Source organism: Paraburkholderia sp. BGA-UO-ETr-F21 (assembly GCF_059567925.1).
The window spans coordinates 109,650-128,965 of sequence record NZ_JCAQOY010000009.1; the positions used below are offsets into that span (position 1 = coordinate 109,650).

17 protein-coding genes and 3 pseudogenes are annotated in these 19,316 nt (G+C 62.3%); 5 read left to right on the plus strand and 15 right to left on the minus strand.

Translation table 11 applies throughout. The annotated features are described in order from the left end of the window. Positions 1-157: 157 nt before the first annotated feature. The 6 genes and pseudogenes from AC57B1_RS08635 to hpaC all read right to left on the minus strand — a co-directional run bounded on the left by AC57B1_RS08635 (position 158) and on the right by hpaC (position 5,198). Positions 158-896, minus strand: a pseudogene (locus tag AC57B1_RS08635) (IS6 family transposase). A 70-nt stretch (positions 897-966) separates the two neighbouring features. After that, on the minus strand, positions 967-1,197 hold the full coding sequence (locus AC57B1_RS08640) for a hypothetical protein (RefSeq protein WP_149029642.1): 231 nt from the start codon (positions 1,195-1,197) through the stop codon (positions 967-969). Between the two features lie 417 nt (positions 1,198-1,614). Next, a pseudogene (locus AC57B1_RS08645) lies at positions 1,615-2,508 on the minus strand (IS630 family transposase); the annotation flags it as partial. A 276-nt stretch (positions 2,509-2,784) separates the two neighbouring features. Beyond that, a pseudogene (locus AC57B1_RS08650) lies at positions 2,785-2,937 on the minus strand (integrase core domain-containing protein); the annotation flags it as partial. 70 nt (positions 2,938-3,007) lie between these two features. Further along, positions 3,008-4,242, minus strand: a protein-coding gene (locus AC57B1_RS08655; RefSeq protein ID WP_085954161.1) for an IS3 family transposase whose coding sequence is annotated in 2 segments (ribosomal slippage) — positions 3,008-3,888 and positions 3,888-4,242 — 1,236 coding nt in all. Because the reading frame shifts where the segments join, the coding sequence is not laid out codon by codon here. A 416-nt stretch (positions 4,243-4,658) separates the two neighbouring features. Further along, positions 4,659-5,198 carry a 4-hydroxyphenylacetate 3-monooxygenase, reductase component gene (hpaC, locus tag AC57B1_RS08660; RefSeq protein WP_496417252.1) on the minus strand — a complete coding sequence of 180 codons (540 nt, stop codon included), beginning with the start codon at positions 5,196-5,198 and terminating at the stop codon, positions 4,659-4,661. Between the two features lie 267 nt (positions 5,199-5,465). On the opposite strand from hpaC, the gene AC57B1_RS08665 reads away from it, so the two are divergent. Continuing rightward, entirely contained in the window at positions 5,466-6,128 is a 663-nt protein-coding gene (locus AC57B1_RS08665) for a response regulator transcription factor (protein ID WP_408298049.1), read from the plus strand. 55 nt (positions 6,129-6,183) lie between these two features. Here AC57B1_RS08665 and AC57B1_RS08670 read toward each other — a convergent pair whose 3' ends face one another. From AC57B1_RS08670 to AC57B1_RS08690, 5 genes are read right to left on the minus strand one after another with little or no spacing between them, the layout of a single operon-like run. Next, complete coding sequence (locus AC57B1_RS08670; RefSeq protein WP_496417253.1) at positions 6,184-6,927, minus strand: SDR family NAD(P)-dependent oxidoreductase; 744 nt, start codon at positions 6,925-6,927, stop codon at positions 6,184-6,186. Positions 6,928-6,978: 51 nt separating this feature from the next. Beyond that, positions 6,979-8,103, minus strand: a complete 1,125-nt coding sequence (locus AC57B1_RS08675; RefSeq protein WP_496417254.1) for an amidase — start codon at positions 8,101-8,103, stop codon at positions 6,979-6,981. Continuing rightward, positions 8,100-8,615, minus strand: coding sequence for a nuclear transport factor 2 family protein (locus AC57B1_RS08680; protein ID WP_496417255.1), 516 nt, complete (start codon positions 8,613-8,615; stop codon positions 8,100-8,102). Before AC57B1_RS08680 ends, AC57B1_RS08675 begins: the two co-directional genes overlap by 4 nt. A 10-nt stretch (positions 8,616-8,625) precedes the next feature. Continuing rightward, positions 8,626-9,003 carry a hypothetical protein gene (locus AC57B1_RS08685; protein WP_496417256.1) on the minus strand — a complete coding sequence of 126 codons (378 nt, stop codon included), beginning with the start codon at positions 9,001-9,003 and terminating at the stop codon, positions 8,626-8,628. 56 nt (positions 9,004-9,059) lie between these two features. Next, positions 9,060-10,232 (minus strand): acyl-CoA dehydrogenase family protein, encoded by a 1,173-nt coding sequence (locus AC57B1_RS08690; protein WP_496417257.1) that lies wholly within the window; start codon positions 10,230-10,232, stop codon positions 9,060-9,062. A 258-nt stretch (positions 10,233-10,490) separates the two neighbouring features. Here AC57B1_RS08690 and AC57B1_RS08695 point away from each other — a divergent pair, with 258 nt between their 5' ends. After that, entirely contained in the window at positions 10,491-11,987 is a 1,497-nt protein-coding gene (locus AC57B1_RS08695) for a PAS domain-containing sensor histidine kinase (RefSeq protein WP_496417258.1), read from the plus strand. A gap of 7 nt (positions 11,988-11,994) precedes the next feature. Here the strand turns inward: AC57B1_RS08695 and AC57B1_RS08700 are convergent, their stop codons facing one another. The 3 genes from AC57B1_RS08700 to AC57B1_RS08710 are packed head-to-tail and all read right to left on the minus strand — an operon-like array spanning position 11,995 to position 15,117. Next, on the minus strand, positions 11,995-13,311 hold the full coding sequence (locus AC57B1_RS08700; protein ID WP_408185614.1) for an MFS transporter: 1,317 nt from the start codon (positions 13,309-13,311) through the stop codon (positions 11,995-11,997). A gap of 25 nt (positions 13,312-13,336) precedes the next feature. Beyond that, the gene (locus AC57B1_RS08705) at positions 13,337-13,837 is read right to left on the minus strand and encodes an aromatic-ring-hydroxylating dioxygenase subunit beta (RefSeq protein WP_408185613.1); all 501 of its coding nucleotides are present in this window, start codon (positions 13,835-13,837) and stop codon (positions 13,337-13,339) included. After that, positions 13,834-15,117, minus strand: a complete 1,284-nt coding sequence (locus AC57B1_RS08710) for an aromatic ring-hydroxylating oxygenase subunit alpha (protein WP_408351042.1) — start codon at positions 15,115-15,117, stop codon at positions 13,834-13,836. Before AC57B1_RS08710 ends, AC57B1_RS08705 begins: the two co-directional genes overlap by 4 nt. A 104-nt stretch (positions 15,118-15,221) precedes the next feature. Here AC57B1_RS08710 and AC57B1_RS08715 point away from each other — a divergent pair, with 104 nt between their 5' ends. After that, positions 15,222-16,142: a LysR family transcriptional regulator gene (locus AC57B1_RS08715; protein ID WP_408351365.1), complete on the plus strand. Its 921-nt coding sequence runs from the start codon at positions 15,222-15,224 to the stop codon at positions 16,140-16,142. 19 nt (positions 16,143-16,161) lie between these two features. Here AC57B1_RS08715 and AC57B1_RS08720 read toward each other — a convergent pair whose 3' ends face one another. Continuing rightward, positions 16,162-17,049 (minus strand): LysR family transcriptional regulator, encoded by an 888-nt coding sequence (locus AC57B1_RS08720; RefSeq protein ID WP_496417259.1) that lies wholly within the window; start codon positions 17,047-17,049, stop codon positions 16,162-16,164. 104 nt (positions 17,050-17,153) lie between these two features. Between AC57B1_RS08720 and AC57B1_RS08725 the strand changes: the two genes are divergently transcribed. Next, complete coding sequence (locus tag AC57B1_RS08725) at positions 17,154-18,311, plus strand: muconate/chloromuconate family cycloisomerase (protein WP_091793944.1); 1,158 nt, start codon at positions 17,154-17,156, stop codon at positions 18,309-18,311. A gap of 47 nt (positions 18,312-18,358) precedes the next feature. Then, positions 18,359-19,267, plus strand: coding sequence for a catechol 1,2-dioxygenase (gene catA, locus AC57B1_RS08730; protein WP_408351051.1), 909 nt, complete (start codon positions 18,359-18,361; stop codon positions 19,265-19,267). Positions 19,268-19,316 lie beyond the last annotated feature (49 nt).

Consider the following 19,316-nt stretch of genomic DNA (forward strand, 5'->3'; position numbering starts at 1 on the left):
GAAGAGGGTGTACGCGAAGCAGGGAAAGGCAGGTATCTCGGTCAGACGGCCGAGGATTCATGCACTCCGCTCCAGCCTTTCCCAGCGAACAGACGTGCCTGAAGGCATTGTCAACTTACCGAGGGTGAGACGGCAGGATGGCAGGTACGAAGACTGGTCAGAAAGCAGTCAACGGATTTTGAGCGAGTTCGGTGAAATTCGCGCCATGCAATAAACCGGGCTGCGAGTTGTTTGCGATAACGTGAGGCTCGCATCACGTGCCGCTTCAGGGCGATGTGTTGCCGGATCGGCCCGAAGCAGGAGAGAAATTTTTGTGTGCGTTTCGGATCGCGAAAGCGTCGCATACGACGCTCGCGTTCGCGCGTCGGTTGGTGGATGTTCTCCGCCCGGTTGTTCAGCCTGGCGGCCGCTTTTACGAACATGTGCTTGACGTTCGCCAACTCGGGAATTTCGGCCTTTGCGGCCGGATAACTGCGCAGTTGATCCGTGACGATCTTGCGCGGCACTGGGCTGGATCGCAGCGCACGTTGAAGAAGCGTTGGGGCGTGGCCTTGTCGCACCGCTTTTGTAGCAGGATGTCGAGTGCGGCGCCATGCTCGTCGACCGCACGCCACAGCAGGTACGGTTCGCCACGCAGCGTGACGAACATCTCGTCGAGGTGCCACGTACTACCTGGCTTGCGTCGCGCCCTTTTTATCCCGGTGCGCAAAGCCCTTACCAAACTTGTCGCAACAGCATCGGATCGTCTCGTATGTCACGGTCACACCGCACTCGAAGAGCAGTTCCTCGATGTCGCGCAAACTCAACTCGAAGCGGAAACACCAGCGAACTGCCTGGCTGATGACTGCGGCCGGGAACCGATGACCGTGGTAAAGCGTTTTTTCTTTCTTCGTCACGCCATCTTACCCAACCGGCCCAACGACACCCTTTCCGCGCCTCCGCATGCGTTCCGGAGCTACAGCACGACTAGTACCCGTGGCTGTCGAGCACATGCTGCATTTTGAAAGCCTCCCATGAGGCTGGTCGAATTTGCGTCATCGCGGCGTCCTCCGCCAAAACGATCAGCAGCTTCTTAACGGTTAGCTTCCCATGCGTGTTCACACCGCCGCTGCTTCTGTGCTCTAGGTTGCACCGCGCAACGACCGACTGCAGGGCTGCATAAACGTCGTCGTCTAATTCGAACTCAATCTTGACCATCACTTCCTCGCGATTTACGTCGGCGTGCCACAGCCGAACGGCCACGAAACCCACGCGACGGCGAGAACCGTTCCAGACCAGACTACCGGTTTGACGGACGCCGCAGTCAGCGTTCCCGCACATATCAAAGGGCAAGCGTGGGACCGTCGAATAGTAACATCGACCGCACCTCTCACAGAGACCCAGCGGTCAATCGACGACGCTGCATTCCCGCCGATACGGTTTATGCCGGATGCTTTCCCGCTTCGAAAACATCGGATACGGCGGGAGTGAATGGAGAGGCGGCTTGTCGTGTCCGTGTGCGACTGCCTGCCTAGGCCAGAATCCGCGGCGCGCGCGACGCCGGAAGGTGCTCGACCTGACAGGGGCTTGAACGGCGGGAATCAAGGGTGAACTAGCAGTTCAAATGGCGGCTTTCTAGTGTTCCGTCCCAGAAATAACTTTGCATAGCCGGGCCACTTTCTGGAGAATGGAATCGGCTGTCGCGGTCCATACGAACGGCCGCTTGTGCTGGTTGTACTGCTCGGTATAACGTTCGATGCTGGCAATGAGCTGGCGCACGTTTCTGAATGACCCGCGACGGATCGCCTGTTGCGTAATCAGGCCAAACCAGCGTTCAACCTGATTCAGCCAGCTCGAGTAGGTCGGCGTGAAATGCATGTGGTAGCGCGTATGCCTGGCGAGCCACGCCCTGACCCTCGGATGCTTGTGTGTCGCGTAGTTGTCGACGACCAGATGCACGTCGAGATCGGCCGGCACCGCCTGGTCAATATGCCTGAGGAACGCCAGGAATTCCTGATGCCGGTGGCGTGGCTTGCATTGAGCAATGACTTCGCCCGTCGCTGCATTGAGCGCAGCGAATAAGGTTGTGGTGCCATGCCGGACGTAATCATGCGTCACGCCTTCGAGATAGCCCAGCCCCATCGGCAGCATCGGCTGCGTGCGCTCCAGCGCCTGACACTGGCTCTTCTCGTCGACGCACAGCACCAGGGCGTTGGTGGGCGGGCTCAGGTACAGCCCGACAATATCGCGCACCTTCTCGACGAAGAATGAATCGGTAGACAGCTTGAAGCTCTTTGAACGATGGGGCTGTATACCGAACAGCGACAGATACCGGGCCACCGAACTCTTCGAAATCCCTGTCTGCGAGGCTGCAGAACGCACGCTCCAGTGCGTTGCCCCGTCCGGCTTCTCGTGCAACACCCTGGCCAGTAATTCCGCGACCGCCTCGTCGTCATGTGTGCGTGGTCGGCCAGGGCGAGCTTCATCATGCAGACCCGCAAGCCCCTGAGCGACAAACCGCTTCTTCCAGTGCGTGATCTGTCAAACGAACTAAAGTTGGTACGAATTTGCCACTAAAGTTGAGACTTCTTTGATTTTAGAAGGATGTCGCAATGGTGGGCCTTATGGGTCAAGGGCTCCAGACTGATTGACGTAAAGTTGCAACCCTTCCATCAAGTGAAAAATCATTTGTCCGGCTGACAACGCCAGCCAACACGCGGGCCAAGCCTGGGCGTATCAGTCCGCGAACGCGTCACGGATTTGCCTGGTGGACTTGCCCCTGCATGACCGGACATGCGGTCACGCTTAGGTTGGTGAATCTGCTCGCTGGCGAAACTCGCGTGGTGAGCAGTATTTCAGGGCGCTGTGCGGATGCGACTCGTTGTAGTGGTCAAACGCGATGGCCAGGTTGTGCAACGCCGTTCTCGCGTCCGGCTTGGGCATCCACGAGACGTAGTCTNGCTCGCCATCCTGTATTTCCTTCTACTCATCTGGACTTGCCCCTGCATGACCGGACATGCGGTCACGCTTAGGTTGGTGAATCTGCTCGCTGGCGAAACTCGCGTGGTGAGCAGTATTTCAGGGCGCTGTGCGGATGCGACTCGTTGTAGTGGTCAAACGCGATGGCCAGGTTGTGCAACGCCGTTCTCGCGTCCGGCTTGGGCATCCACGAGACGTAGTCTCTCTTCATCGTTTTGACGAAGCTCTCGGCCATTCCGTTGCTCTGCGGACTTCTGACCGGCGTCGTGATGGGTTTCAGGCCCACTTTTTTCGAGAACGTCAGCGTCTCCTCGGCAATGTAGCAGGAACCGTTGTCGCTGAGCCATTCGATTTCGTTGTCGGCCTTTAACGCACCATCGAAACGGTTTTCTACCGCTTGAAGCATGACATCACGCACCATGTCTCCGGTATAGCCTCCAGTGGTCGCAGCCCAGCTCATGGCTTCCCGGTCACAGCAGTCCAGTGCAAAGATGACGCGCAGCGGCGAGCCGTCATCACAGCGGAATTCGAAGCCGTCCGAGCACCAGCGCGCATTGCTCTGGTCCACCGCGACCCTTCCATCGTGCCGGCGCCTGGATTCGGGATGTCGAGGGCGGCGCTCAAGCAGCAGGCCGTGGGTATGCATGACCCGATAAACCCGTTTTGCATTAACCCGAGGCTGTCCCTGTGCCTCCCGGTTTCGGCGTAGGAGAGCCCAGGCGCGCCGGTAGCCGTAAGTAGGCAAATCAGCAACCAACTCCTGGAGCTCGGCAACGAGCGGCATGTCGTCACGGGCGGGTGTCTTGCGCTTGTCGACCCATTCGGCGTCGCGCTTTATTTTCACTGCGAGATTAGAGCGCGACACACCCAGGACATTACAGACCGTCTTCATCGGTCGTCCCCTGGCAGCAATGGTGAGCGCGCAATCAATTTTTTTGCCCGGCCGTACTCCACTGCTTCGCGGAGGATTTCCACTTCCATCGTCTTCTTGCCCAGCAATCGCTGGAGTTCACGAATCTGTTTCATCGCTTCGGCCAGGTCCGATGCCGGTACCACATGCTCGCCGGCACTGACCGCTGACAGGCTTCCGTCCTGATAGAGCTTGCGCCAGGCGAACACCTGGTTTGCATTCACTTGATGACGACGGGCAACTCCGGAAACGGTTGCGCCGGGCTCGAAGGTCTCGCGCACTATCGCAAGCTTTTCCTCGACAGAGCGCCTGCGGCGCTGTTCGGGCTGGGTCAAAACTTCAATGGGTTCCACGTTAGAGCTGGGCTTAAACATAGGCGTAAGACTACCTCAAAGTTTAAGCGTTCCTCGTGTCCGGTTTTCACGGGGGCCGCCCCACCTGGCACGCTTCACGTCATCGCTATGCAGGTAGATCGACGTCGTCGCAATCGACGCATGGCNGCACTATCGCAAGCTTTTCCTCGACAGAGCGCCTGCGGCGCTGTTCGGGCTGGGTCAAAACTTCAATGGGTTCCACGTTAGAGCTGGGCTTAAACATAGGCGTAAGACTACCTCAAAGTTTAAGCGTTCCTCGTGTCCGGTTTTCACGGGGGCCGCCCCATCATCCGCCAATGTCGGATCAAGATCTTCGCGCTAAAGATGTGTTCACCGGCTGGCACGTACAGCCGCACGCGCTCGCTTTGCGCTTCCGGCACCAAAAAATGAGCTATCGCGCGAGTTGCCGCCCTGCATCAACAGACCGCCGCGCGTTTGACGCGATGGAAGTTGCGATCGAAGTAGATCAGTCCGTCGCCATCCGTTCTCACGCTAATGCGCGTGGTCTTCACGAACATCACCGAATGCGAGCCGACTTCCTTCAGATCGACGATCTCGCCTTGCAGGCTGGCCAGCGCGTCACGCAAGACCGGCACACCATGTGCGCCTTCATCCCAGATCGGCCAGCCGAAGCGTTCTTCCATCGGCACCTGGGTCATGCCGGCGAAGTGGCGTGCCAGCAACTCGTGCTCGCCCGGCAGTACGTTGAGGCAAACGTGCCGGTTGCGCTGGAAGGTCGCGTGCATCGCGCTCGATCGGTTCAGGCAGACGAGCAGCGTGGGTGGCGTATCGGTAACGGAGCACACGGCGCTCGCGGTCACGCCGCAACGTCCGTGCGGTCCGGCTGTCGTGACGACATTCACGGCCGCGCAGAGATGCGCCATGGCCTGACGGAATTGCTGTCTGGCGTGCAGGTGGGCTTCGGCGTCGGGAGTCGCTTGCTGAATCGGCGTCATAGGTTGGCGTCCTGATGCGGTTGTCGAGTGGTTGGATTCAAGCGTACTCAATCGCGTAGTGAAAAAGAATCCGCGCGAGCGGCAGGCGGACAGGCGTGTTTCCCAGGCTGTCTAAAGGTTTCCCCAGTGCTTCGGCTAACATTGATAACGTTGAGTGAACGGGCCATGATTCACCGGTCTTTTCAGGGTAACTATCGCTTTGCAGCGCCTTATCCACTGGTTATGATGAACCCGCTTTTACGTGTCGAATCGCCTCCCTACGTCCACATGTCCCAGTCGCCGCAGTCCGCCACCTCACCCGCACCGATCGTCTATATCGTCGACGACGACAGTGGCATGCGCACGTCGCTCGCCTGGTTGCTCGAATCGGTTGGCGTGAAGTCGATGGGCTTCGCCAGTGCCGGCGAGTTTCTCGGTGCGTTCGATCCGGCGGTGCCGGCCTGTCTCGTGCTCGACGTGCGTATGCCGGAACACAGCGGCTTCGATGTGCAAGCGGAATTGAACCGTCGAGGTGCGACATTGCCGACCATTTTCGTCAGCGGTCACGGCGACATTCCGATGTCGGTGCGCGCGTTGCAAAACGGCGCGATCGATTTCGTCGAGAAGCCATATAACTCGCAGCAAATGCTCGATCGCGTGCAACGCGCGCTAAAGCTCGCCGCGCAACGTCATTTCGCCGGCCAGAAGCAGCGCGAACTGCGCAAGCGGATCGACTCGCTCACCGCGCGCGAAAAAGAAGTGCTGCGCGGCGTGATCGACGGCAAAGGCAGCAAGCGCATCGCCGGCGATCTGTCGATCAGCGTGAAGACCGTCGACGTGCATCGCGCGAGCATCAAGGATAAGCTCGGCGCTGCATCGATCGCCATGCTGGTGCGCGAGGTGATGGCAGTGTGGGATCAGGATGCGGCCGCTGTCGGCATGCCGCGTTGATGCAAGCCGCTGCGGCGTGAATTGCATTGAATAGGCGTGAGAGTGTGGCTGAGCCTCAACGCATGAACAGCCCGCCATTCACGTCCCAGCACGCGCCGTTCGCGAAGTAAGCATTGTCCGCGGCGAGCAACACGGCAACGTCGGCGACGTAATCCGCCGAGCCCAGACGTCCTGCGGGAATAGTCGAGATCACCGCCTTCAGTTTGTCGGGCGCGACGCTTTCATGCACGATCGGCAGATCCATTGGTCCAGGCGAGATCGCGTTGACGGTCACACCCGCAGCGCCGAGATCGCGCGCGAAGACCTTGGTGAGCGTGATTACACCCCCTTTCGCAGCCGCATAGTGAGCACCGGTTGCCGAACCGCCATTCTGTCCCGCGAGCGACGCGATATTGACAATACGGCCCGCGCCCGCGTCGGCGAAATGCTGGCCGAACACCTGGCAACCGAACAGCACGCTGCGCAAATTCACGTTGATGACCTGATCGAATTGCTCCGCGGTAATGTCCATCACGGACACGATCTTGGAGGCGCCTGCGTTATTGACCAATGCATCGATACGTCCCCAGCGCTGAAGAATCGCGTCGCGCGCCGTGGTGAAAGCGGCTTTCGCGGTGACGTCGAGATTCAGCGCGATTGCGGTGGAACCGTCGGCGCTCAGATCGCGCGCAAGGGCTTGCGCTGCATCGAACGCGATATCGCCGATGGCGACCGCGTAGCCCGCAGAATGAAAACGCGTGGCGATCGCCGCGCCCAGACCGCGCGCGGCGCCGGTGACAAGGACAACTCTTTTCTGCATCGCTTCCACTCCTGATAAAACGGCCGCTACTGCAGCGGCCTGATGCATCGCTCAAGCGGCGAGGGCGGCTTCGAAACGCGCCGCGATCGCGCACACCTGTTCATCTTGCCCCTTGCGTCCGACAATCTGCAATCCGGCCTTGAGTGGCGATCCTTTGATCGGCAGCGGCAGGCTCAACGCGGGATGACCGCTCAGATTGAACGGCCGGATCAGTGACGACATGGCGATGACCGACTTCCCGCCGCGTGCTTCTTCGAGCGTGATAGGAAGCGCGGGCAGCGTTGGCAGAATCAGCACATCGGCGTTGTCGAGCGCGTGGTCGACTGCCGCCGTGAACTGGCGGCGCAGCTGTTCCGCAGTGTCGAGTTGCGCGGCGGTGGTGTGGGCTGCCGCGCGCAGGCGCGCGTCGAGATCCGCGCCGATTTTTCCGGTTGCCACCAGATGACCGAAAGCGCGCGAGGTCTCGGCATTGATCACGGCTAGGCCCGCGTCGAATGCGGCTGCAAGGCCCGCGAGCTGCAGCGTGTGCGCAGTGCAGTTGGCCATATCGGCCGCGCGGGCGACGGCGGCGAGGATATCGGGCGCCGCGTCGACTTGCACGACGCCGACCTTGCACGGGCCTTGCCATGCGTGTGCGGCATTCGCATCGAAGTCCGCTGCGATAGCGAGCATCGCGGCAGCGAGCGTGCGCATGTCGCGTGCGAATGGCCCGACACAATCGAGCGTGGATTCACTCGGCGCGACGCCCAGCCGCGACACTCGCCCGAAGGTAGGCTTCAGACCGATCACGCCGCAACATGCGGCGGGCCCGCGAATCGAGCCGCCGGTGTCGGTGCCGAGCGCGGCGTCGGCAAGTTTCAGCCCCACCGCGGCGGCCGACCCGCTCGACGAGCCACCCGGAATGCGCGCAGCATCTTGCGGATTCTGCGGCGTGCCGGTGTAGTCGTTAATGCCGGTCATGCCGAAGGCCAGCTCATGCATGTTTGCCTTGCCGACAATGTGCCAGCCGGCCGCGAGCAGGCGCTCGACCACTTCCGCGTGGCGCTGCGCGGGCGGCGTGTCCGCCAATGCGCGGCTCGCTGCCGTAGTGCGGTAGCCGGCGATATCGATCGTGTCCTTGATCGCGATGCTGGGACCCGTGCCGCCTAGCGAGAGGGTCTGGATAAACTCGTTCATGGGTTCGGTTTCCTTGCATTGACTTGCCACGGCGCGTCGAACAGGCGCTCCGTGCGAAAGTGCGTGATGAGCCAGTCGCGGCCATTGCCGGCAGGCGCGAAATCCACTTCAAGGCGCGCGGAGATCAGTTCGGCTTGCGCATCGACATAGCCGGACGCCTGCAGCATGATCCAGCGGCCTTTTGCATTCGAGCCCTGCACGTCGATGGTTTCCGATGTGAGGAAGTGCACGTTCACCGAGAAATGCGGCGAGGGCGGCAGGTAGCGCGTGAGCATCGCGAGGATTTCGCCGTGGCCGCTCAGGCGGCCGAACTTGCTCGCATACTGGGGGCCGATGCCTTCCCAGATCGCATCGGCGCTAAAGAGGGCCGCGAGCGTCTCGCCTTCGATTGCGCCGGACGGCACGTCGCACAGCGCCATATAGCGTGTCATCGTGCGGCGTACCGCGGATTCGGCTTCGAGCGCGGCGAGCCGTTGGGTCAACACCTCGAGTGTTTCGGGTATGGCGCTCATCGCGTCACGCTCAGGCTGCATGGGCATGTTGCGGCGGCACCTGCAGCGCACGGCCGACACGCGCTTCGATCTTGCCGTAGCGCCACAGGCTGTATTCGCCCACGTGCGTGGTGCGATACAGATTGCACACGGCCACGGTGGTGTCGAAATCGCGCACGTCGGCCATGATGTAGAAGGTCCACGGCGAGTTGTCGGCATGACCCACGGTGAGGCGGTCGTCGTCCATGATGCCGAGCACCTTGACGCCTTCCATCGATTCGACGGCGGCCAGCATCTTGCCGTAGGCCTGCCAGACTTCGCCGATCTGTTCGCGCGGCAGGTCGAAGAAATTCTGCGTGACGCCGCAGCAGAAGAGAACGCGCAGCGGCGGTGTTGAAGTATCGGACATGACGTGTTGCTCCTTATAATCGTAGTCGTCTGGATGCTGATCAAGCGGAAATTGGCCTACAGGTAGCCCGGAATCGGCGGCACGCCAACGAACACCGCGCCGGCGCCGTCGTAGTTGCCTTCGCCGAGAAACGCGTGCTGGGTCACAACCATCGAGTCGCGCATCAGACGTTGCAGCGGATGTGAGCGATAGATCGCCATCGTGCCGCCGAGGCGATAAGCGCGCTGCACGACCTCGGCGCCTTCGCGCGCGATCTGCGTCGCCGCGAGCCGCAGCAGGCTCACCTGATCGGCACTGACGGCGTTGCCCGCGAGGATCGATTGCCAGACCTGATCGGTCGTGTCGTAGAAGAAGGCGCGCGCCGAGCGCAATTGCGCCTCGGCTTTCGCGAGTTCGATGCGGTAGTACGCGCGGTCCGCGAGTTGCGGCGCGCCGGTCGTGGTCTTGCGGCCGCCGGCCATGTGGTTGGCGACATCCAGCGCGGCGCGGGCGAGGCCCAGGTTGACCACGGCGAGCACCTGCGCGGCGTAGGCGATCGTCGGGTAGCGATACAGCGGTTCATCCACGCAGGGTGCGCCGCCGCGCACGAAGGTCCAGTCCTCGGCAACGAACTGGTCGACGACGCGCAGATCGTGACTGCCCGTGCCCTGCATGCCGACCACGTCCCAGTTCTCGACGATCTCCACCTGCTGCGGACGGAACACGGCGGTGCGCGGTTTACCGGCCGCACCTAAACCGGCGGCACCGATCCCCACACCAAGCCAGTCGGCGCCCTTGCAGCCGCTCGCGAACTTCCATGTGCCGTTCACGCGCCAGCCGCCTTCAGCGGGTTGCGCCGGTTGCACGGGAAAGAGGCCGCCCGCGAACACCTGATCGGGGCCGCCGGCATAGATCTGCGCCTGCGTGTGCAGCGGCAGCGCCGCCAGGTAGACGTTGGCCGAACCGAAGCTCGCGACCCATGCCGCGGAGCCGTCCGCTGCCGCGATGCGTTCGATCATGTCGAGAAACACGGCCGGCGCGAGTGCGTCGCCGCCAAAACGCCGCGGCGTGGCAGCGCGATAGACGCCCGCGCGCTTGAGTTTGGCGATCACATCGCGCGGCACGTGCGAGAGGCGGTCGAACTCGTCGCGGCGCGTGGCGATCTCGGCGATTACTTCGTCGAGCGGCAGCGGCGCGCTGGTCGAAGTGATCGCGTGGTCGGCGGCAAGGGCGGTGGCGGTATCGGACATGTGGGGGCTTCTCCTTGATTCGTTATCGGCTGAAACTCGCGGTACGTTGGGCGCTAACAAGCGAGCACAATCGAGCACAAACGAGCTGTGCAGGTTCAGACCAGTCTAGAAATGCAAAAAGAACGCTTCAATTGGGACGTGGGACGCTCTTTTAGGTAATGTGCCGGGGGTATCTAAAGAAATCTTCAGACGCGAAACGCGCGCACGGGTGTTATGTTTCTGCCCATACGTGATCGAACCCATGTGCCGTACCGTCCGATGAACTTTCCCGCCGAAGAAGACTTTCACCGCCTGCTCGACGCGCTCACGCTGTGCGTGCTGCTGCACGATGCCGAAAGCAAGGCGATCGTGTGGGCCAATCGCGCGGCCTGCGAGGCGCTCGGCTTTACGCTCGCCGAACTGTTGCCGCTCAAGGCGAACGACATGACGCGCCCGGCGCCGAAGTACCGGCGCGAGATCGGCGTCGGCGCAATGGACCGTTCGATTACCGAAGGCCCGCAGATTTACGAATGGTGTTATCGCTCGCGCACCGGTGCCGATATGTTGTCCGAGGCAATTGCCACTTACGTGCCGCTTCGCGAGCGTGCGGTCGTGATGGTGCAGTTCCGCGATATCAGCGCCGAAGACACGCTCAAGCAAACGCTGCGCCGCTACGAGTCGCGCTTGCGCGAATTCATGCAGGATCTCGGCGAAGGCGTCGCGGTGCTGACGCCCGCGGGCGAGGTGGAATTCGTCAGCGAATCGGGCCGGCGTGTGCTCGGTCTGGAAGAGGGCGCGCCGATGGGGGACGTGCTCGACTATTGCAGCGAGCCGGATCGCCGGCGTCTCGTCGAACAACTCGCCAATGCGCCGCGGATTCAACCCTCGGCGCCGCAGCGTTATCGCATCACGCGCGGCGACGGCACGGCGGGCTGGTTGCGCATGACATGCCGGCGCATCGAGATCGAGAACGATCTGAATGGCCGCTTGCTGCACTTTCGCGACGTGACGGACGAAGTGGCCGTCGAAGAAGCGCGGCGCAACGAAGCGCGTTTGCTCGAATACGTGGGGCGTTACAACGCCATGGGGGAAATGGCGACCGCGATTGCCCATGAGTTGAGCCAGCCGCTTGCCGCCGTGCGCAACTTCATCGAAGGCGCGATCCGGCGGCTCGCGCAACCCGCATCGATCGACGAAGCCATTTGGGGTCTGCGCAGCGCCGATCGCCAGGCTGAACATGCGGCGTTGATCATCAAGAGCGTGCGCGATTACATCGTCAAGCGCGAGCCGAGCGAGACGTATGCGGATTTGCGCGAGGTCCTCGCGGACGTTGCGTACTTCATTGAATTGCGCGCGCGCGAGGCGGGCGTGACGCTCACGATCGAGCAGTCGCCCGCGCCATTGCCCGTGTATGTCGAGCGTGTGTTGATCGGGCAGGTGGTGTTGAACCTGGCCTTCAATGCGATCGAAGCGCTGGGCGAAGTAGTCAACGAAAACGTTGCACCGCCGCGCCGCGAACTTCGTCTCGTCACGCACTTGCGCGGCAAATTCGCGATCGCCGAGGTCATCGACAACGGTCCGGGCGTTCCCGCCGATGCACACGATCGTCTCTTCGACGGCTTCTCCTCGTCGAAGGCCGGCGGCAACGGCATCGGTCTTTCGCTGTGCAAAAACATCGTGACGCGGCACGGCGGCGCGATCTGGGCGAAGCCCGCGCGGCACGGCGGGCTCGAATGCAGCTTTTCGCTGCCAGTCGTCGCCGCGCCGCCCGGCTGATCGCAACTCAATCATGCGTGGTGCTGGTGTTGCGCGGAATCGTCACGAGCGTGAGCGCGGTGATCAGGCCGAAGCCGATCAGCATCAACGCGACAGGCCACGGCGCGCGCACTTTCGCATAGAGGGCGGTGGCGACGAGCGGCGCGAGTCCGCCGGAGAATACCGACGCGATCTCGTGACCGAGCGCCATGCCCGAGTAACGCACTTCGGTCGGGAACAGTTCGCCCATCAACGCGGGTTGCGTGCCGATCATCGCGGCGTGACAGAACGGCAGGCCTAGCGCGAGCGAGAGGAACACGAGCGTCGGCTGGTGCGTATCGATCAGCCAGAACGCGGGAAACGCGATCACCACCAACCCGAGCGCGCCGATCATATACACCGGCCGCCGTCCGATCACGTCGGACAGACGCCCCCACAACACGATCGTCACGAGTTCGAGCAGCATGGCGAGCATCACGCCGCCGAGCATCACCGAAACGGGCACCCCGATCGTCTTGCCATACACCAGCACGAACGAGAGGAAGATATACGTTCCGCCGTTTTCGGCAACGCGCAGCCCCATCGCCTGCAATACCTGCTTCGGATGATTGCGCAGTACCGTCAGCACCGGCATGTGCTTCGGTTTGGCGGCCGTGAAGTCGCGGCTTTCCGGCAAGCGCCGGCGAATGTACACGCCGACACCGAAGATCAGCACGCTCGCCAGAAACGGCACGCGCCAGCCCCACGACATGAAACTCTCGAGCGGCAACCGCTGCACCAGATAGAACGCGGCCGCCGACAACACGAAGCCGCCCGCCACGCCCAACTGGCTGAACGCCGCATAATAGCCACGGCGATTGGCCGGTGCGCTTTCGCTGATCAGCAGCACGCCGCCGCCCCATTCGCCGCCCGACGCGATGCCTTGCACGACACGCAGACACACGAGCGCGGTGGGCGCGAGAAAGCCGATTTGCGAGAACGTCGGCAAGAGGCCGATGCCGAAGGTCGCCACGCCCATCATCATCAGCGTGATGACGAGCGCGCGTTTGCGGCCGTGGCGATCGCCGATATGGCCGAACACGATGCCACCCAGCGGACGCGCCAGAAAACCGATTGCGAAGCCGGCAAATGCGGCTAGCGTGCCCATCAGCGGATCGCCGTGCAGCGGGAAGAACAGCGGCCCGAAGATCAGCGCGGCGGCGGTGCCGTACAGAAAAAAGTCGTACCACTCCAGCGCATTGCCGAGGACCGAGGCGACGATGATCCGCCGCAAGGTCCGCGAGGTGGCCGGCGCGGCGGATGCAGCGGGCGATCCGGCTGTGGGAGAGAGCGTGTCGTTTGGCATCGTCGTGTTCGCAGGTTGTCGGGGATCAGAGCAGGAAACCGATCGCGCTCAACGCTTCGGTCGAATCGATCAGGCGGATGACCTTTTGCACGATGCGCGGCTCGCCGCTCGCGAAACTGATGCGATGCGTGAGGTCCGCTGCGAACAACGTCGACTTGCCGCGCTTGTAGGCGACGATGACTTGCGCCGAATTCACCGTGACTTCGTCGCTCGCGTCGCTCGTGAGCGTGAAACGCGACACGGTGCGCACGGTGCGGGCGGCGTCGGCGGCCGATGCCGAATAGCCGGACATCATGCGTTGCACGCGTTTTTCGCGCATGTCCTGATCGTCGTAAGCATAGTTCAGCGTGGCGGCGAAATCCGTGGTGTCGTGTTCGATCGGCACCACGTAGAAGCCCGCCGGGTCCCACAGCGTCAGCCACTCGCGATAGTCCTTGCGGTCCAGCAGTTCAGCTTCGCGCCAGATGAGTTCGATCGCGCCGGCAAAGGTCTTCTGCGAGAAAAGCGTGTTCCTGTCGTCCATCATGCTTGCTCCATCATCGTGCGCCATTGCGCGTACGCTTCACGCATGCCGGTTTCGTCCGTGGCGTGGGCGGTCTTTTCGCCATTCGGCGCGGTGCTCTCGCGATTCAGGCCGCGGTTCACGAGAATCGGCAGATCGGGGCCCGCGTGCGAGCCGCGCTGCACGCGCTCCCACGCTTCGGCGTCGTCCGGGCTGCCGAAGCCGAACGGGCCCTGGAAATGTTCGTGAATGCGCAGGCGCACACGGTTCGCTTCTTCGGGGCCGCCATCCATGGCGAGGGCGACATGGCGGATCTCGGTCTCGTTCGCGGAAATGGGCCGCAGGACGCGGAAAAACGCCATCGACAGCGCGAGGTTCGGAAACAGGTTCAGATTGAATCCGACGCCCATCAGCGAGCGCACGATGCGGCGCACCTCGTCCGGCGTGTGATCTTTGGCGAGCGAGGCGGCGAGTTCTTCGAAGCGCTCGGGAATCGGCGCACCGTCGTCCTTGTCGAGATCGACGAGTTCCGGCACCAGCACCGCGAGGCTATGGCCGTTGCCGAGCGAGCGGCAGAAGGCTTCGTCGCTCGTCATGAAGCTCGTGATCGCGGCGGCGGTTTCGTCGTCGATCGATTTCATCCACGACTTGTGGACCACGGGGAAGTGGTACAGGTCGGTGGTGTTCTCGAGCTGGATCTTCCAGTTGCCGTTAAAGCGGAACCGATGTTCGCCGTTGGCCTTGACCGGATAACCCGCGCCTTGCTTCATGAACAGGTCGATCCACGGTTTCGCGCCGCCGAGAAAGTCTTCGAGCGGCTCGATGTCCTGATTGAAGCTCGCGAAAATCAGGCCTTGATAGATGCCCACGCGCAGACTGGCGAGCGGCAGTTCGGTCTTGTCGACCACGCCCTCATAACCGTCGCCGTACGGCAGCGCGCGCAAGGCGCCGTCGAGTCCGTAGGTCCAGCTGTGATACGGGCACGTAAAGCCTTTCGCGTTGCCCTTGTGCTGTTCGCAGACGGTCGCACCACGGTGGCGGCAGCGGTTCTGCAGAACATTGACCGCGCCGCTCCTGTCGCGCACCACGATGACGGGCTGGCGGCCGATCGTAGTGGTGCGAAAGTCGCCGGAATTCGGCAGCTCGCTTTCGTGGGCGACCCAGATCCACGTCTTGTAGAAAATGCGTTCGAGTTCCGCCTCGAAAACGGCCGGGTCGTAATACAGCGACGGGGCCACGCGATCCGGCTGCGCGCGCTGGTACAACGCGCTCGTGTCGACGGTCTGATAGGGAGATTCGCTCATGGCTGTGTAAATGGGGTGGTCGATGAAAGCCAGTCTCGCCGACCTGATGATATGCGTCAAATTGATCTAAAATGAAATATAAAATCAACCATATGGATATCTCGATGAATTCGCTGGACCACGTCGACCTCAACCTGCTGCGCGTTTTTCAGGCGATTGTCGAAGAGCGCAGCTTGACCCGCGCGGGCGAGCGGCTGGCGTTGTCGCAGCCCGCCATCAGCTATTCGCTGGGGCGTTTGCGCACGCTGTTCGACGATCCGCTTTTCATCCGCACGCGTGCCGGCATGCAGCCCACGCCGATTGCGCTGGAGTTGTCGACTATCGTGTCGCGCGCGCTGGACACCGTGCGCGAGGCGCTGCGTTACGCGGAACATTTCGACCCGGCAGTGAGCACGCGCACATTCCGCCTATCGTTATCGGATGCGGGCGAGCTGGCCTATCTGCCACCCATCTGCGAGGCATTGCACCAGCAGGCGCCGCGCGTGAGATTGCGCATCGAGCCGTTGCCGGTCGAGGAAATAGAGGATGCGCTGCGGGCGAGCCGGCTCGATTTCGCCATTGGCAATCTGCCCACGTTGACCGCGCGCACGCGGCATCAGGCGCTGTTCGAAGAGACCTACGTGTGCATGACGAGGAAGCGGCGCGGCTTGCCGCGCACGAAGGAGCTGAGTCTGAAGGCCTTTCTGGATGCTTCGCACGTGCAGATCACGTCGGTGGAGCACAGCCACCACGCGCTCGACGACGAATTCCGCACGCAAGGCGTCGGGCGTCATATTGCGCTGGAACTACCGCATTTCGTGGCATTGCCGAGCGTGCTGGCCGTCACCGATCTGTTCGCCACGCTGCCGCGGCGTCTCGCGCATATTTTCAATCGCGACGGCGCTTTTCAGATTTACGAGTTGCCCGTGACCTTGCCGATCGCCGCCGTCACGATGCACTGGCACGAGCATTTCGATCAGGACGAGGGCAACGTGTGGCTGCGCAATCTGATGGCGGATATCGTGCGGCGCTTCGACGAGCGGTGACTGACGGGCGCCGGCTGCTTCAGGCACGTTTGAACAGGTCTCGTGCAAGCGAACAGAGCAGCGTGGTGGTCGGCGATTCGTCCTGCAAACGGCGGCTCATGATGATCGGCGAAGCGACTTTGGCCGCGGGAATTGGCCGGTACACCACGCCGTGCGCGCGCAGACCCTCCACGCTCTCCGGCACGAGACATACCCCAACCTGCGCCGCGACCAGACCCAGCGCGGTCTGCAATTCCCGCACTTCATGAATCGCTTTCGGCTCCAATGCATGGTCGTGCATGGCCGATAGTTGCTGGTCCGCATAACTCGGCCGCGGCGTGCTCGGATAAACGATCAGGGTTTCCCGCGCGAGCGCCGCCAGCGTCAGCGGCTTCTTCTGTCGCGCGAGAGGATGGTCTTGCGGCAGCGCGGCAATCATCCGTTCTTCGACGAGCACTTCGCGCGCGAGCTGCGCGTCGTCGAAACGCAGCCGGCCGAAGCCCACGTCGATGCGCCCGCCCTTGAGCGCCGCGAGCTGCTCGATCGTGAACATTTCGATCAGCGAGAGTTCGATATGCGGCGCGGCTTCACGGAACGCGCGAATCACCGCAGGCAGCGCGCCATATAGCGTTGACGGCACGAAACCGATCACGATGCGCTCGGCCAGTTGCGCGAGGCGCCGCGTGAGCGGGGCGAGTTCGTCGGCTTCGTCGACGAGCCGCTTCGCCTGCGCATAGAAAATGCGCCCGGCTTCAGTCAGGCGCAATGGCCGTGAGCCGCGTTCGAACAGCGCCAGGCCGACGTTTTCCTCGATCTGCTGGATCTGGCGGCTGAGCGGCGGCTGTGTCATATGCAGGCGGTTGGCGGCCCGCGTGATGTTCATTTCTTCCGCGACTGCGATGAAGTAGCGGAGTTGGCGAAGTTCCATGCATACCTCTAAGGTATGGAAGTAGTCGGAATCGGTGTTGGACTGCTTCGCGGGTTTGTTTCTAATATGGGGGCTCCCGGTCAGGCAGTTCAGGAGAGCAACGAATGATAGCAACACCCGTGAAGATCGAGAGCGTGGAGACGATTCTCGTCGACGTGCCGACGATCCGCCCGCACCGGCTCTCGGTTGCAACGATGAACTGCCAGACGCTGGTGCTGGTGCGCATTCGTTGCGCCGACGGTTTGGCGGGCGTGGGCGAGGGCACCACCATCGGCGGTCTGGCGTACGGCGAGGAGAGCCCGGAAAGCATCAAGGTCAACATCGACACTTACTTCGCACCATTGCTCAAAGGTATGGACGCAACGCGTCCGGGCGCCGCGATGGCAAAACTGCGCGAGCTTTTTCAGGGCAACCGCTTTGCGAAGTCCGCGCTGGAAACGGCGCTGTTCGATGCACAGGCACAGCGCCTTGGCGTGCCGCTATCGGAGTTGTTCGGCGGCCGTGTGCGCGATTGCGTGGACGTGGCGTGGACGCTCGCGAGCGGCGACACCCAGCGCGATATCGCCGAAGCCGAGCAGGTGTACGAGTCGAAGCGGCATAAGGTGTTCAAGCTGAAGATCGGCTCGCGCGCGGTGGCGGACGACGTGGCGCATGTCGTGGCCATCAGGAAAGCGCTGGAAGGGCGCGGCGAAGTGCGGGTCGATGTGAACCAGGCATGGACCGAATCGGAAGCGATCTGGGCCGCGCGGCGTTTCGCCGATGCCGGCGTGGCGCTGATCGAGCAACCCATCGCCGCAGGGAACCGCGCCGGCCTCAAGCGTCTGACCGACCTCGCTCAGGTGCCGATCATGGCGGACGAAGCGCTGCACGGCCCGGCCGATGCGTTCGCGATTGCCAGCGCCCGTGCCGCCGATGTCTTCGCCGTGAAGATCGCGCAATCGGGCGGTCTGGTCGGCGCCGCGCAGGTGGCGGCCATCGCCTCGGCCGCGAACATCGACCTGTATGGCGGCACCATGCTCGAAGGCGCGGTGGGCACGATGGCCTCGGCGCAACTTTTCAGCACCTTCGGAGAGTTGAAGTGGGGTACCGAACTGTTCGGCCCCTTGCTGCTCACTGAAGAGATTCTCACCGAACCGCTGCGCTACGAGAATTTTGCGCTGCACCTGCCTCAAGGTCCGGGTCTTGGCATCACGCTCGACTGGGACAAGATCGACCGTCTGCGGCGCGATACGCGCCAGGGCGCCAGCGTTTCCACGCACTGAAGGCTCATCCGTTAGCCATCCAGAACATCATACGAAGGAGATACCCCATGAACAAGCAAGCAATCGACGCGCTGCTCAAGAAGATTAACGACAGCGCCACCCACGAAGGCAATCCGCGCACGAAGCAGATCGTCAACCGTATCGTGCAGGATCTGTTCTATACGATCGAAGACCTCGATGTGCAGCCCGACGAATTCTGGACCGCGCTGAACTATCTCAGCGACGCGGGCAAAAGCGGCGAGCTCGGTTTGCTGGCCGCGGGTCTGGGTTTCGAACATTTTCTCGATGTGCGTCTGGATGAAGCGGAAGCCAAGGCCGGCATTGAAGGCGGCACGCCGCGCACCATCGAAGGACCGTTGTATGTGGCCGGCGCGCCGCTCTCCGAAGGCCATGCGCGGCTCGACGACGGCACCGATCCGGGCCAGACGCTGATCATGCGCGGCCGCGTGCTGGGCGAAGACGGCAAGCCGTTGGCGCACGCGCTCGTCGAAGTGTGGCACGCGAATCATCTCGGCAATTACTCGTACTTCGACAAATCGCAGCCGGCTTTCAATCTGCGTCGTTCGATCCGTACCGACGCCGAAGGCAAGTACAGCTTCCGCAGCGTGGTGCCGGTCGGCTATAGCGTGCCGCCGCAAGGGCAGACGCAACTGCTGCTCGATCAGCTCGGCCGTCATGGACATCGTCCCGCGCACATCCACTTTTTTGTTTCCGCGCCGGGTTTCCGCAAGCTGACCACGCAGATCAACATCGACGGTGATCCGTATCTGTGGGACGACTTCGCCTTCGCCACGCGCGACGGACTCGTGCCGGCGGTCAAGCAGGCCGAGGGTGCCGAAGGCAAACCGTATGGCGTGGACGGCAACTTCGCGCTGATCGATTTCGACTTCACGTTGTTCAAGGAACGCGACAATCTGCCGGCCGCCGAAGTGGAGCGTCTGCGCGCCGAAGCCTGATTCTGCGTAGAAAACAGTTGGACGTACCGCATGAATCTATCAACCCTGG

Bases quoted from the DNA above. Each gene is read 5' to 3' on its own strand.
- AC57B1_RS08640 (WP_149029642.1), bottom strand. From the start codon at position 1,197: ATGGTCAAGATTGAGTTCGAATTAGACGACGACGTTTATGCAGCCCTG.
- hpaC (WP_496417252.1), bottom strand. From the start codon at position 5,198: ATGACGCCGATTCAGCAAGCGACTCCCGACGCCGAAGCCCACCTGCAC.
- AC57B1_RS08665 (WP_408298049.1), top strand. From the start codon at position 5,466: ATGTCCCAGTCGCCGCAGTCCGCCACCTCACCCGCACCGATCGTCTAT.
- AC57B1_RS08670 (WP_496417253.1), bottom strand. From the start codon at position 6,927: ATGCAGAAAAGAGTTGTCCTTGTCACCGGCGCCGCGCGCGGTCTGGGC.
- AC57B1_RS08675 (WP_496417254.1), bottom strand. From the start codon at position 8,103: ATGAACGAGTTTATCCAGACCCTCTCGCTAGGCGGCACGGGTCCCAGC.
- AC57B1_RS08680 (WP_496417255.1), bottom strand. From the start codon at position 8,615: ATGAGCGCCATACCCGAAACACTCGAGGTGTTGACCCAACGGCTCGCC.
- AC57B1_RS08685 (WP_496417256.1), bottom strand. From the start codon at position 9,003: ATGTCCGATACTTCAACACCGCCGCTGCGCGTTCTCTTCTGCTGCGGC.
- AC57B1_RS08690 (WP_496417257.1), bottom strand. From the start codon at position 10,232: ATGTCCGATACCGCCACCGCCCTTGCCGCCGACCACGCGATCACTTCG.
- AC57B1_RS08695 (WP_496417258.1), top strand. From the start codon at position 10,491: ATGAACTTTCCCGCCGAAGAAGACTTTCACCGCCTGCTCGACGCGCTC.
- AC57B1_RS08700 (WP_408185614.1), bottom strand. From the start codon at position 13,311: ATGCCAAACGACACGCTCTCTCCCACAGCCGGATCGCCCGCTGCATCC.
- AC57B1_RS08705 (WP_408185613.1), bottom strand. From the start codon at position 13,837: ATGATGGACGACAGGAACACGCTTTTCTCGCAGAAGACCTTTGCCGGC.
- AC57B1_RS08710 (WP_408351042.1), bottom strand. From the start codon at position 15,117: ATGAGCGAATCTCCCTATCAGACCGTCGACACGAGCGCGTTGTACCAG.
- AC57B1_RS08715 (WP_408351365.1), top strand. From the start codon at position 15,222: ATGAATTCGCTGGACCACGTCGACCTCAACCTGCTGCGCGTTTTTCAG.
- AC57B1_RS08720 (WP_496417259.1), bottom strand. From the start codon at position 17,049: ATGGAACTTCGCCAACTCCGCTACTTCATCGCAGTCGCGGAAGAAATG.
- AC57B1_RS08725 (WP_091793944.1), top strand. From the start codon at position 17,154: ATGATAGCAACACCCGTGAAGATCGAGAGCGTGGAGACGATTCTCGTC.
- catA (WP_408351051.1), top strand. From the start codon at position 18,359: ATGAACAAGCAAGCAATCGACGCGCTGCTCAAGAAGATTAACGACAGC.